11 protein-coding genes are annotated in these 12,382 nt (G+C 69.2%); 5 read left to right on the forward strand and 6 right to left on the reverse strand.

What is annotated here, in order from left to right; genetic code table 11:
- The first annotated feature begins 37 nt into the window (after positions 1-37).
- Positions 38-2,917, forward strand: a complete 2,880-nt coding sequence (gene topA, locus Sp245p_RS17185; RefSeq protein ID WP_014197383.1) for a type I DNA topoisomerase — start codon at positions 38-40, stop codon at positions 2,915-2,917.
- A 122-nt stretch (positions 2,918-3,039) separates the two neighbouring features.
- Here topA and Sp245p_RS34965 read toward each other — a convergent pair whose 3' ends face one another.
- Together Sp245p_RS34965 and Sp245p_RS17195 are read right to left on the reverse strand one after the other, a co-directional pair.
- Positions 3,040-3,387: a conserved exported protein of unknown function gene (locus Sp245p_RS34965; RefSeq protein ID WP_014197384.1), complete on the reverse strand. Its 348-nt coding sequence runs from the start codon at positions 3,385-3,387 to the stop codon at positions 3,040-3,042.
- A 106-nt stretch (positions 3,388-3,493) separates the two neighbouring features.
- A complete protein-coding gene (locus Sp245p_RS17195) occupies positions 3,494-3,952 on the reverse strand; it encodes a hypothetical protein (protein ID WP_014197385.1) in 459 nt (152 codons plus the stop codon).
- 156 nt (positions 3,953-4,108) lie between these two features.
- Between Sp245p_RS17195 and Sp245p_RS17200 the strand changes: the two genes are divergently transcribed.
- Entirely contained in the window at positions 4,109-4,960 is an 852-nt protein-coding gene (locus Sp245p_RS17200; RefSeq protein ID WP_014197386.1) for a fumarylacetoacetate hydrolase family protein, read from the forward strand.
- A gap of 32 nt (positions 4,961-4,992) precedes the next feature.
- The gene (locus Sp245p_RS17205) at positions 4,993-6,276 is read left to right on the forward strand and encodes a PH domain-containing protein (protein ID WP_014197387.1); all 1,284 of its coding nucleotides are present in this window, start codon (positions 4,993-4,995) and stop codon (positions 6,274-6,276) included.
- Between the two features lie 164 nt (positions 6,277-6,440).
- Here Sp245p_RS17205 and Sp245p_RS17215 read toward each other — a convergent pair whose 3' ends face one another.
- Genes Sp245p_RS17215 through Sp245p_RS17225 form a run of 3 tightly spaced genes read right to left on the reverse strand, consistent with a single transcriptional unit; the run spans position 6,441 to position 9,339 of the window.
- Positions 6,441-7,454, reverse strand: a complete 1,014-nt coding sequence (locus Sp245p_RS17215; protein ID WP_014197388.1) for a TRAP transporter substrate-binding protein — start codon at positions 7,452-7,454, stop codon at positions 6,441-6,443.
- A 30-nt stretch (positions 7,455-7,484) separates the two neighbouring features.
- Complete coding sequence (locus tag Sp245p_RS17220; protein WP_014197389.1) at positions 7,485-8,765, reverse strand: TRAP transporter large permease; 1,281 nt, start codon at positions 8,763-8,765, stop codon at positions 7,485-7,487.
- 34 nt (positions 8,766-8,799) lie between these two features.
- Entirely contained in the window at positions 8,800-9,339 is a 540-nt protein-coding gene (locus Sp245p_RS17225) for a TRAP transporter small permease (protein ID WP_014197390.1), read from the reverse strand.
- Positions 9,340-9,797: 458 nt separating this feature from the next.
- Here Sp245p_RS17225 and hexR point away from each other — a divergent pair, with 458 nt between their 5' ends.
- Both hexR and dusA read left to right on the forward strand, forming a co-directional pair.
- Complete coding sequence (hexR, locus tag Sp245p_RS17230) at positions 9,798-10,682, forward strand: transcriptional regulator HexR (protein WP_014197391.1); 885 nt, start codon at positions 9,798-9,800, stop codon at positions 10,680-10,682.
- A 267-nt stretch (positions 10,683-10,949) separates the two neighbouring features.
- Complete coding sequence (dusA, locus tag Sp245p_RS17235; RefSeq protein ID WP_014197393.1) at positions 10,950-11,939, forward strand: tRNA dihydrouridine(20/20a) synthase DusA; 990 nt, start codon at positions 10,950-10,952, stop codon at positions 11,937-11,939.
- On the opposite strand, the gene Sp245p_RS17240 is transcribed toward dusA, so the two are convergent.
- Positions 11,920-12,378, reverse strand: coding sequence for a DUF3429 domain-containing protein (locus tag Sp245p_RS17240; RefSeq protein WP_014197394.1), 459 nt, complete (start codon positions 12,376-12,378; stop codon positions 11,920-11,922). The two genes, dusA and Sp245p_RS17240, sit on opposite strands and share 20 nt — an antisense overlap.
- Positions 12,379-12,382 lie beyond the last annotated feature (4 nt).

The raw sequence follows: 12,382 nt of genomic DNA on the forward strand, positions 1-12,382 counted from the left end.
CGGTGTATGGGATAGGCACTTTCAGGGGCGCGGACTCTTGCCGGGCAGCAACGTCGTCATCGTCGAATCGCCGGCCAAGGCGAAAACCATCAACAAATACCTTGGCTCGGACTACACCGTGGTCGCCAGCTTCGGCCATGTGCGCGACCTTCCGGCGCGCGACGGATCGGTGCGTCCGGACGAGGACTTCGCCATGGACTGGGAGCTGGGCGACCGCTCCAAGCGCCACATCGACGAGATCGCCAAGGCGGTCAAAGGGGCGGAACGCGTCTATCTCGCAACCGACCCGGATCGCGAAGGGGAAGCCATCGCCTGGCATTTGTCGGAGCTGCTGCGTGAAAAGCGGCTGATCGACGACTCCAAGGTCCAGCGCATCACCTTCAACGAAATCACCAAGTCCGCCGTCCAGGCCGCGCTGGAAGCTCCGCGCGACGTGTCGCGGGAGCTGGTGGACGCCTATCTGGCCCGCCGCGCCCTCGATTATCTGGTGGGCTTCACCCTGTCGCCGGTGCTGTGGCGCAAGTTGCCGGGCTCCCGCTCGGCGGGCCGCGTCCAGTCGGTGGCACTGCGCCTGATCTGCGAGCGCGAGTCGGAGATCGAGGTCTTCAAGCCGCAGGAATACTGGACCATCGAGGTGGGCTTCGCCACGCCGGGCGGCGCCTCCTTCACGGCCCAGCTCACCCAGCTCGACGGCAAGCGGCTCGACAAGTTCGCCCTGCCCGCCCGCGAGGCGGCCGAGGCCGCGGTGGCGCGGATCAGCCCACAGGCCTTCTCGGTCGCGACGGTGGAGCGCAAGCAGAGCCGCCGCAACCCCTCCCCGCCCTTCACCACCTCGACCCTGCAGCAGGAGGCATCGCGCAAGCTGGGCTTCGGCGCCACCCGCACCATGCGCACCGCGCAGCGGCTGTACGAGGGCGTGGACATCGGCGGCGAGACGGTCGGCCTGATCACCTACATGCGAACCGACGGCGTCAGCCTGTCGCAGGAAGCCATCGAGGGCGCCCGCAACCTGATCGGTTCCCATTGGGGCGAGCGCTACGTCCCGGCGCAGCCGCGTGTCTACAAGACCGCCGCCAAGAACGCCCAGGAAGCGCACGAGGCCATCCGCCCGACCGACCTGTTCCGCCGTCCGGAGGAGGTTTCCTCCTACCTGGAAGGCGACGAGCTGCGTCTGTACGAACTGATCTGGAAGCGCACGCTGGCCAGCCAGATGGAAAGCGCGGTGTTGGATCAGGTGGCGGTGGACATCGCCTCGCCGTCCAAGGACGTCGTGCTGCGCGCCACCGGTTCGGTCGTCGTGTTCGACGGCTTCCTCAAGGTCTATCAGGAGGACCGCGACGACGGCGCCGCCGACGACGACCAGGAGCGCCGCCTGCCGGCCATGGAGCAAGGCGATGCCCTCGCCCGCGGCGACATCAGCCCGGAACAGCATTTCACCCAACCGCCGCCCCGCTACACCGAGGCGAGCCTGGTCAAGAAGTTGGAGGAGTTGGGCATCGGCCGCCCGTCCACCTACGCCTCCATCCTCCAGGTGCTCCAGGACCGCAACTACGTGCGGCTGGACAAGCGGCGCTTCATTCCGGAAGACCGCGGCCGTCTGGTCACCGCCTTCCTGAAGAATTTCTTCAACCGGTACGTCGAGTACAACTTCACCGCCGACCTGGAGAACAAGCTCGACGAGATCTCCGACGGGCGGATCGACTGGAAGACCGTGCTGCGCGACTTCTGGCGCGCCTTCCACGTCGCGGTGGACGGAACCAAGGACCTGACCATCACCCAGGTCCTCACCACGTTGGACGAGGAGCTGGGGCCGCACTTCTTCCCGACCAACGCCAACAGCGACTCGCCGGGCCACGACCCGCGCGTCTGCCCGGTGTGCAGCCAGGGTCGGCTGGGGCTGAAGCTCGGCAAGATGGGCGCCTTCATCGGCTGCTCGCGCTACCCGGACTGCCGCTACACCCGCCCGCTCGCCGTCGCCAACGACGAGAACGGCGAGGCGCAGGAAGGCCCGCGCGAGCTGGGCAACGACCCCGAAACCAGCCTGCCGGTGACCGTGCGGCGCGGCCCCTACGGCGCCTACATCCAGCTCGGCCCGCCCCCGGTGGCCGCCGCCCCGGCCGAGGCCGTGGTGGAGGAGGCGCCGGTCGACGGCAAGAAGACCAAGGGCAAGAAGAAGGTCAAGACCGAGGCGCCGAAGCCCAAGCGCGTCTCCCTGCCCAAGGGCATGGCCGCCGCCGACGTGGACCTCGACACGGCGCTGAAGCTGCTCGCCCTGCCGCGCAGCATCGGCAACCACCCGGAAACGGGCGAGGACATCAGCGCCGGCATCGGCCGCTTCGGCCCCTACCTGAAGCACGGCAGCGTCTACAAGTCGCTGACGCCCGACGACGACGTGCTGACCATCGGCATCAACCGCGCGGTCGACCTGCTGGCGGGCGCCGCCAAGAAGGCGTCCGCCCCCGCCAAGACGCTGGGCGATCATCCGAAGACCGGCAAGCCGGTGACCACCGGCTCGGGTCGCTTCGGTCCCTACGTCAAGCACGGCTCCGTCTACGCCTCCATCCCCAAGGGCACGGAAGCGGACAGCGTGACGCTGGAGCAGGCGCTGGAGCTGCTGGAGGCCAAGGCCGCCAAGGACGCCGCCAAGAAAGGCAAGGCCCCGAAGGAGGCCGAACCTGCCGTGGATGGCGCCGAAGCGCCCGCCAAGGCCGAGAAGGCAACGAAGGCCAAGGCGACGGCGGCGAAAAAGGAGTCGGCCAAGAAGGACGCGGTGAAGAAGGACGCGGTGAAGAAGGCCGCTCCGAAGAAGGCGGCTGCCAAAAAGGCCAACACCGCGGAGGCTGACGCCGCGAAATCCGACGCCGCGAAATCCGATGGGGACAGCGACGAGAAACCCGCCGCCCGCAAACGGGCCTGACCGCGGACAACGGACCGGATCCCGGTGGGCGATTCGCGATTGCCCACCGGCAGACGCGCGCGGGTCCGCTCAAGCCTGATCACGGGAAGACCGAGGGTTGGACGAGCGACCGTGCAGCCCCTTCACGCGGTGGCGGCCGCCTTGGCCTTGGCCGCGTTGCGGCGGTGGCGCAGCTTGACGCGGATGCGCTCGACCGGGCTGAGCAGCCGGGGGTGGCGGCGCTTCAGCCGCACGAACAGGCGGCGGGCGTCCGCTGAGTTGCGTAGAAGGATCACCCCGCCGGCAAACGCCACCGGAAAGCCGAATGGCCCCGGCAACGGCGACATCAGGGCGCCCAAGCCGATCAGACTCCACCCCGTGCCGATCAGAGCGAGTTGCCGGACGCGGGCAAGCGTGGGCTTGGCAAACGTAGGCCGGGCAAACGCGGGCTGGGCAAGCAGCGAGCGGCGGATGGCGGCGCGGCGATGCATCGGGGCTCCTCCTCCTGTGCCAGAAGCCATATGGGGGCGTCCTGGCATGGGGGAAGAGGTGGAGGGATGTGACTTTTCGAGGGAGAGGCCGAGCAAAAGGGGAGCGTCAGTGCAATGGCGCGGCGCTGCCGGGCGGTCCCAGGACGAACAGCGCGGCGGTGACCTCCGCCGGGGCCGGAGCCCATTCGAAGTCGCGCATCAGCTCGCTGCGCGCGGCGTCGGCGCGCTCCGCCAGAGCGTTGCAGTCGGTGCACCCCGTCCGCCGGGCCGGCCTGCGGCAGCGCCGGTCGGCGCAGCTTTCCAGCATCAGGCGGATCATCCGCTCCCGCTTGGCGGCGTCCACGAATCCCGACTGGTCGAAATACAGCTTGGTGAAGGCGACCTCGGTCACCGTGGGCGCGGCGCCCTGGTTGCCGACCAGCACCGCCGACACCAGTTCAACGCAGCGACCGGCGTAGTCGGGGATCGGCGCCGTGCCGTCGTCGGCGCGGTCGTACTGGCGGCTCGGCAGCTCGACCAGCCGCCCGGTCGTTTCCTTCACGAGGTAACGGCGCCACACCGGCATATCCGCCTCCCGTCTGGTTTCCCCATGGGCTGAAAAAAGGGTACACCAGACCGGACCGCGACGGAACAGCCCCTTTCCGGCTTTGGCCGGGACCGGACAGCACTCACCGGAGGAGAGGCGCGGCTCAACCTTCGGGAACGGGAAGGGTTTAGCCTGATGAAACTTCTGCGATTCGGCCCGCCGGGCCATGAGCGTCCGGGCCTTCTGGACCGCAACGGCGTGATCCGCGACCTGTCGGGCGTGGTGTCGGACATCGGTCCGTCCACCCTGACCGAGGACGGTCTGGCCCATCTGCGCACGCTCGACACCGACCGGCTGGCCCAGGTGCCGGACGGGACCCGGCTCGGCCCCTGCGTCACCGGCGTGTCCAAGGTGGTCTGCGTCGGGCTGAACTACCGCGCCCACGCCGCCGAATCCGGTCTGCCCGAGCCGGCGGAGCCGGTGCTGTTCATGAAGGCGACCACCTCCATCTGCGGCCCCAACGACCCGGTCCAGATGCCGAGGGGCGCCACCAAGCTCGATTGGGAGGTCGAACTCGGCATCGTCATCGGGCGCACCGCCCGCTACGTCGAACAGGCCGACGCCTTCGACCACATCGCCGGCTATTGCGTCCTCAACGACGTGTCGGAGCGCGCCTTCCAGACCGAGAGCACCGGCCAGTGGGTCAAGGGCAAGAGCGCCGACAGCTTCTGCCCGATCGGCCCCTGGATGGTCACCCGCGACGAGGTGCCCGACCCGCAGGCGCTGCGCCTGTGGCTGGAGGTCGACGGCCAGCCGATGCAGGACAGCACGACCGCCGACATGATCTTCGGCGTCGCCGAGATCGTGTCCTACATCAGCCGCTTCATGACCCTGCTGCCGGGCGACGTCATCGCCACCGGCACGCCGCAGGGCGTGGCGCTGGGCCGCGGGCCGAACCACCCCTGGCTCCAGCCCGGCCAGACCATGCGCCTCGGCGTCGAAGGGCTGGGCGAGCAGCGCCAGTCCGTCCGCGCCTTCGAAGGCTGAGCGGCGCCGGGACCGGAATGGGAGAGTCTTCGATGAAGCGAACAAGCCGTCTGGCCGCGTGGCTTCTCGCCGCCGGTGTCGGCACACTGGCGGCCTCCGGGGTCGCGTCCGGCACCGCCCAGGCCGAGGATGGCGCGGCGGCGCTGGCCGGAAAGACCTGCGGCACGCTGGAGTCGCGGGTGGCGGAGATCCCCGGCTCCGGCCCGGTGTTCCTGCGCAGCTACGACAGCAGCTTCGGCGTCGGCCAGACGTCGGAGCTGCCGTTGCGCGAGGCCGCCTTCACCTACGACAACGCGCTGGCTGTCATCGCCCTGGTCGCCTGCGGCAAGACGGAACCGGCGCTGCGCATCGGCGAATCGCTGCTCTCCGCCGCCACGCTGGACCGTGCGCGGCGCCAGGGGCGGCTGCGCAACACCTACCGCGCCGGCGCCCAGACCCAGAAGCCGATCCCGCCCAACGGCTGGTGGGACGTCACCGCCAACCGCTGGTTCGAGGACGCCTATCAAGTCGGCTCCGCCACCGGCAACGTCGCCTGGGCGGGGCTGGCCCTGATGACGCTGGGCCAGGCGACGGGCGAGGCGCGCTTCCGCAACGGTGCCGCGGAGCTGGCGCGCTGGGTGGTGGCCAACACCGCCGACCCGCGCGGGCCGGGCGGCTTCAACGGCGGCGTCCAGGGCTTCGACGACAAGCCGCAGGCCCTGACCTGGAAGGCGACGGAGCACAACACCGACCTCGTCGCCCTGTTCGGCTGGCTGGAGCGCAGCGGCACCCCCAGGGAAGGGGGCGGCGACTGGGCCGGGCCGGAGAAGGCGGCACGCGGCTTCCTCGACCGCATGTGGGCGGACGGCGGCGGGCATTTCCCCACCGGCACGGCGCCGGACGGGGTGACGGTCAACCGGGCCACGTCCGGTCTGGACGCCCAGCTCTGGCCGCTGCTGCTGCGCGGCGCGCCGGAGGCGTGGCGGGCGGCGCTGGATTATGCGGAGAAGGCCCACGGGGTCGACGGCGGTTTCGACTTCAACGACGACCGCGACGGGATGTGGGTGGAAGGCACGGCGCAGGCCGCGCTGGTCTACCGCCTGCTGGGGCGGTCGGACGACGCGCAGCGGCTTCTGGCCGAGGTCGGCAAGGAGGTCAGCCGCGGCGGCCATGTCTGGGCGACGCGCGAGGACAGCATCACCACCGGCCTCGCCATCGGGCCGGACAGTACCACGGACGATTTCCGTTACTACCGCCGCCCCCACTTGGCGGTGACGGCCTGGACGGCGCTGGCCGCGGTGGGCTGGAACCCGTTCACCGGCGAGCGGGTGAAGTGAAGGAAGAAAATCCCCTCTCCCGCCCCGGGAGAGGGTGGCGCCGAAGGCGCCGGGTGAGGGTTGAACGAGGATCAACGCGCTGATCCGTTGCCGCACCCTCACCCTTCCCGCGCGTCGCGCGGGCCCCTTCCCTCTCCCGGGGCGGGAGAGGGATGTTCAAAGCCTTACTTGCGGACCTTGCTGATCTCGCCCTGCAGCTCGTTCAGCAGGTCGGCGCCGCCGTCGGCGGCGAACTTGTCCATGGCCGGCTTGACCATCTCACGCATGCGGCCCAGCTCGGCGTCGCTCAGCTCGTTGATCTGCATGCCCTTGTCCTTCAGGTAGGCGATGCTCTGCTTCGACGCCTCGCGGCTGTCCTTGCGCTCGAAGTCGCGCGAGGCGACGGCAGCCTCGTTGATGATCTTGCGCTCGTCGGCGGACAGGCCGTCGTACCAGCGCTTGGAGGCCAGGACGATCCACGGGCTGTAGACGTGCTTGGAAATGGTCAGGTACTTCTGGACCTCGTAGAACTTCGAGGACTGGATGGTGGTGACCGGGTTCTCCTGGCCGTCCACGGTGCCCGTCTCCATGGCGGTGAACAGCTCGGAGAAGGACAGCGGCACGGCGTTGGCGCCGAAGCCGTTGAACATGTCGATGTAGACCGGGTTCTGCATGACGCGCAGCTTGATGCCCTTCAGGTCCTCGACCTTCTCGACCGGGCGCTTGCTGTTGGTCAGGTTGCGGAAGCCGTTCTCCCAGTAGACGAGGCCGACGAGGCCCTTGTCGTTCAGCTTGGCCGCCAGCTTCTGGCCGAAGGGGCCGTCGAACACGGCGTCGGCCTCCTGCTCGTTGTTGAACAGGAACGGCAGGTCGAAGACGGCGAAGTCCTTGACGATGCCGACCAGCGTGGCGGTCGAGCCGACCATCATCTCCTGCGCGCCGCCGATCAGGGCGTTCTGCATCTGGATGTCGCTGCCCAGGCTGGCGTCGGCGAAGCCCTTGACCTTCAGCTTGCCGCCGGAGCGCTTCGCCATGTCCTCGACGAAGAACTTCACGGCGCGGCCCTGGTTGCTGCTCTCCGACAGGCCGTAGCCGAAGCGGATCAGCCGCGGCTTGATGTCCTGGGCGGAGGCGGCGACGGGGGCGAGGATGGCGGCGGCGAGGCCGGTCGCCAGAAGGACGGAACGGAGCAGCTTCATGGGTCGGTTCTTCCCTGTGAGCGTTTGTGATTAATGGCGGAAAAAGGCCAGCGGGGCCGTGACGATCTCCGGAACGGCGATCAGCAGGCACAGCAGAAGCAGGTAGGTCAGCAGGAACGGCCAGATGCCGCGCGTGGCGCTTTCCAGCGAGATGCGGGCGACGCCGCACACCACGTTCAGCACCGTGCAGACCGGCGGATGGATCAGGCCCAGCGTGCCGGTCAGGACGAACATCACGCCGAAATAGGTCGGGTCGATGCCCGCCGCCGCGGCCAGCGGGGTCAGCACGGGGCCGAGCACCAGGATCGTCGGCGTCAGGTCCATCACTGTGCCGACGGCCAGCAGCAGCAGCGTGATGGCGACCATCAGCAGCTTTGGCTCGTGCAGCAGCGGGGCCAGCATCTCGTTCATCTGCTGCGGCAGGTCGGCCAGGGTCACCATGTAGGACGACACCAGAGCCGCCGCGCACAGGAACATCACCGTGCTGGTGGTGCGCGCGGCCTGGACCAGCAGCGGCACCAGATCCTTCAGCGTCACCTGCCGGTAGACGAACAGCGCCACGACCAGCGAATAGACGGCGGCGACCACCGCGGCCTCGGTCGGCGTGAAGATGCCGCCGCGCAGGCCGCCGATGATGATGACCGGCAGGGCCAGCGCCCAGACGCCCTCGACCAGCGCGGTGCGGCGCTCGCCCCAGCTCGCCTTGGGCTGCAGCTTCACGGTCATGCCGCGCACCACGAACATCCAGGTGATGACCAGACCGGCGCCCATCAGCAGGCCGGGCACGATGCCGGCCATGAACAGGCCGCTGATCGAGGTGTTGGTGGTCACGCCGAAGATGATGAAGGGCATGCTGGGCGGGATGATCGGGGCGATGATGCCGCCCGACGCGATCAGGCCGGCGGAGCGCGGCACCGGATAGCCGTTGTCGCGCATCATCGGAATCAGCAGCGTGGCGAGCGCCGCCGTGTCGGCGATGGCCGAGCCGGACAGGCTGGCCAGCATCACCGACGCGCCGATGGTCACATAGCCCAGGCCGCCGCGGATGTGCCCGACGAGGCTGACCGCGAGGTTGATGATCCGCTGCGAGATGCCGCCGGCGTTCATCAGCTCGCCGGCCAGGATGAAGAAGGGCACCGCCATCAGCGGGTAGTTGTCGGCGCCGCTCAGCATGTTCTGGGCGACGAGCTGGGCGTCGAAGAAGTCGAGATGCACCATCAGCGCCACGCCCGTCAGCATCAGGGCGAAGGCGATGGGCATGCCGAGCAGCATCAGGCCGAACAGCGAGGAGAGGAAGACCGCAAGGGCCATGGAACGGGCTCCGCTTTCAGAAGGCCGGACGGAATCAATGCTCGGCGATAGGGCCGCCCTGCGGGGCGGTGACGCCGTGGGGGTCGCCGTTGCCAGGGATGTGCGCCGTCGCGTCGCCCGACAGGATTTTCCAGAGGTTGGCGATGATCGTCAGCGCCATGGCGATCGCCGGGAAAAAGCCCGCGGCGGCGTAGAAGGCCATGGGGAAGCTGAGCACGGTGGAGCGCGTCTCCATCCCGATCAGAAGCTGGAACCAGCTCCCCTGGATGAACAGCCACAGTGCGTAGATCATCAGCAGATGGCTGATGACGGCGCAGGCCCGGCGGACGCGGGCCGGCAGGCGGGCCTGGAGGATGTCCAGCCCGAGATGCTGGTGGCGGCGCAGCGCCAGGGTGGCGCCCAGGAAGACCAGCCAGACGAACATCAGGCGGGCCAGTTCCTCGGCGGCGACGATGCCGCTGTTGAAACCGTACCGCAGAACCACGTTGCCGAAGACCAGCGCCACCATCACGGCGAGCATCAGCGCCATGATCCATTCGGTGACCATCTCCAGCGCTTCCACCAAGCGCTTCATGCACACTCCTCGGCCTGCCTCGCGGCGGGGCTCACCTGATCGGAAGGGGCGGCGGCAGGGGACGGCGCGGAAAGGCACGGGCGGCGCGACGCACCGGCAGCGGGGCCGGGCGGCGGGTCGGGGTTCCTCCCACTTGGTCTCTTGCCGGGGTCTCTTGCCGGGACCTTGAATTTTCTGTTTCGGAAAATAGAGGAGTCCCGCAACCGAGTGAAGAAGATTTTCTTCATATCGACGCTCGAACCGCCCAACGATCGGCATAGTGACGAAAATTATCTTCACAAGCCACGCCGCGCCGCATAGCTTGGGGATCATGGGAAGCGGCGCGACGAACTCCGCCGAAAGGCCAGGGCGCGCTATGCCATTGGCACCGGCGGTGGTACGGTCCGCCGCCCGAAGACGCCCCGGGGCCAAGAACGCTGGGGACCAAAAACGCTTTCAGGGATGGACGGTCCGTTTCGATGCTCCAGCCGGTGAACATCCTCGATCACATCCGCGGCCGCCTGCCGGAGCTGAAGCGTTCCGAAGCCCAGGTCGCCGAGATGGTGCTGGTCGAGCCGCAGAAAGTCCTGGGGCAGAGCATCACCGTGCTGGCCCAGGCCGCCGGGGTCAGCGAGGCGACCGTCGTCCGCTTCTGCCGCAGCATCGGCTGTGCCGGCTTCCCCGACTTCAAGCTGCGGCTGGCCGAAGGGCAGGCCCGCGGCACTCCCTTCGTCAGCCAGGACGTGGCCCCGGACGACGAGACTCCGACCGTCGCGAGAAAAATCTTTTCATCCGCCGCCGCCGCTCTGAACGACGCAGCCGGCGCGCTGGACATGGCCGCGGTTTCCCGCGCCGTGGAGCTGCTGGCCGACGCCTCCAGCATCCTGTGCATCGGCACCGGCGCCTCGGCGGTGGTGGCGGAGGACGCGGCGCACAAGTTCATGCGCTTCGGCATGGCGGCGCAGGCCAGCGCCGACCCGATGATGGTCCGCATGCTGGCGGTCAATCTGGGCGCGCGCGGCGTCCTGCTGGCGATCTCCAACACCGGGCGCACCGTGATGGTGACGGAGCTGGCGCAGATGGCCCGCGACCTGGGCATCCCGGTCATCGCGATCACCGCGCCGGGCTCGCCGCTTGCCGCCGTCTCGTCGGTCGCTATCGGCCACACCCCGGTCGAAGACGCCGAGATCTACACGCCGATGGCCTCCCGCCTCGTCCATCTGGCGATCATCGACGTGCTGTCCACCGGCGTGGCCCTGAAGCTCGGCGCCGAGGCGCGGCACCATCTGGCGAAGGTGAAGGCCGTGCTGTCCGGCACCCGCTCTTCCCACGGCAAGCCCGCGCGGGGTCGCCAGCGGGCGTGATTTTATCCCCTCTCCCCTCCGGGGAGAGGGTTAGGGTGAGGGGGTTGCGGTGAGGGGGTTGCGGTGAGGGGGTTGCGGTGAGGGGGTTGCGCTTGTGCCGGACGTATCGCCATGCATATCCCCCTCACCGGCCCTGCGGGCCACCCTCTCCCCGGAGGGGAGAGGGCTGGTAATCCAAGGCGACAAAACCTCCTCCCCCCTTGCCATCCGGGCCGGCTTGGTCCAATTGGTGCGCCGCCGTTCCCGATTCACAGACAGTCCCCGCCCATGCCCGCCATAGCCCTCAGCGTCGCCCCGATGATGGACTGGACGGACCGCCATTGCCGGACCTTCCATCGCCTGCTGTCCAAGAACACGCTGCTCTACACCGAGATGGTCACCACCGGCGCCGTGCTGCACGGCGACCGCGAGCGGCTGCTCGGCTACGACGCGGCGGAGCATCCGGTGGCGCTCCAACTCGGCGGGTCGGACCCGGCGGAACTGGCTGCCTGCGCCCGCATCGCCGAGGAGTGGGGCTATGACGAGGTCAACCTGAACGTCGGCTGCCCGAGCGACCGCGTGCAGTCGGGCCGCTTCGGCGCCTGCCTGATGGCCGAGCCCGATCTGGTCGCCCGCTTGGTCGGCGCCATGCGCGAGGCGGTGTCGATCCCCATCACCGTGAAGTCGCGGATCGCCATCGACGAGATGGAGGAATGGCCGACGCTCGACCAGTTCGTCCGCACCGTGTCCGCCGCCGGCTGCACCCACTTCATCGTGCACGCCCGCAAGGCGTGGCTGAAAGGGCTCAGCCCCAAGGAGAACCGGGACATCCCGCCGCTGCGCTACGACCTCGTGCACCGGCTGAAGCAGGAAAACCCGCAGCTCACCATCGCCATCAACGGCGGCATCCGCACCCTGGACGAAGCGGAAGGGCATCTCGCCACGCTGGACAGCGTGATGATCGGGCGCGCCGCCTACGAGACGCCCTACATCCTGGCCGACGCCGACCGCCGTCTGTTCGGCGGGGAGCCCGGCCCCGACCGCTACGCGGTGGTTGAGGCGATGGCGGCCTACGCCGAGGAGCGGATGCGCCAGGGCGCGCCGCTGTCGGCGATCACCCGGCACATGCTGGGGCTGTTCCAGGGCCTGCCCGGCGCCCGCGCATGGCGCCGCCACATCAGCGAGAACGCCCATCTCCCCGGCTCCGGGCCGGAGGTGCTGCTGAAGGCCGCGGCGCTGGTGCCGCACCGCGAAGCGGTCACGCAGCCAACGGGATGAGCGCGGCGAGCGTCAGGCAGACGACGATGGTCAGGCGCGTCCGCAGCGTGCCGAACCAGCGGGGATAGCGTCCGTCCGCCGCCGCGCTGCGGTCCACCGCCCAGGCGAGGAGGAAGGACAGGATCAGCGCCGGCACCGTCAGGCCGGACGGCAGCAGGGTGGCGCCCCACCCCAGCAGCGACGGCGCGACTCCCCAGGCCAGCCACGCCGGCCCGCTCGTCTCGCCGTCCCGCCTAGAAAGGACGCGGCCCCAGTGGATGGCGCCGATGAAGGACAGGATCGACACCGCGTAGACGACCACCGCCCGAACCACGGCGCCCTGCCCGTCGCCCTCCGCCATCCAGGCCAGCGCGGTGCCGCCGACGAAGGGCACCAACCCACCGTAGGACAGCAGCCGGACGACCGAGGCCCGGCGGTCCTCAAAGGACAGCGCGTCCATGCGC

Source organism: Azospirillum baldaniorum (assembly GCF_003119195.2).
GTDB classification, from domain to species: domain Bacteria; phylum Pseudomonadota; class Alphaproteobacteria; order Azospirillales; family Azospirillaceae; genus Azospirillum; species Azospirillum baldaniorum.

Coding starts and splice junctions, on each gene's coding strand:
- Sp245p_RS17200 (WP_014197386.1), top strand. CDS start 4,109: ATGAAACTTCTGCGATTCGGCCCGCCGGGCCATGAGCGTCCGGGCCTT.
- Sp245p_RS17215 (WP_014197388.1), bottom strand. CDS start 7,454: ATGAAGCTGCTCCGTTCCGTCCTTCTGGCGACCGGCCTCGCCGCCGCC.
- Sp245p_RS17225 (WP_014197390.1), bottom strand. CDS start 9,339: ATGAAGCGCTTGGTGGAAGCGCTGGAGATGGTCACCGAATGGATCATG.
- hexR (WP_014197391.1), top strand. CDS start 9,798: ATGCTCCAGCCGGTGAACATCCTCGATCACATCCGCGGCCGCCTGCCG.
- Sp245p_RS34965 (WP_014197384.1), bottom strand. CDS start 3,387: ATGCATCGCCGCGCCGCCATCCGCCGCTCGCTGCTTGCCCAGCCCGCG.
- Sp245p_RS17220 (WP_014197389.1), bottom strand. CDS start 8,765: ATGGCCCTTGCGGTCTTCCTCTCCTCGCTGTTCGGCCTGATGCTGCTC.
- Sp245p_RS17195 (WP_014197385.1), bottom strand. CDS start 3,952: ATGCCGGTGTGGCGCCGTTACCTCGTGAAGGAAACGACCGGGCGGCTG.
- dusA (WP_014197393.1), top strand. CDS start 10,950: ATGCCCGCCATAGCCCTCAGCGTCGCCCCGATGATGGACTGGACGGAC.
- Sp245p_RS17205 (WP_014197387.1), top strand. CDS start 4,993: ATGAAGCGAACAAGCCGTCTGGCCGCGTGGCTTCTCGCCGCCGGTGTC.
- Sp245p_RS17240 (WP_014197394.1), bottom strand. CDS start 12,378: ATGGACGCGCTGTCCTTTGAGGACCGCCGGGCCTCGGTCGTCCGGCTG.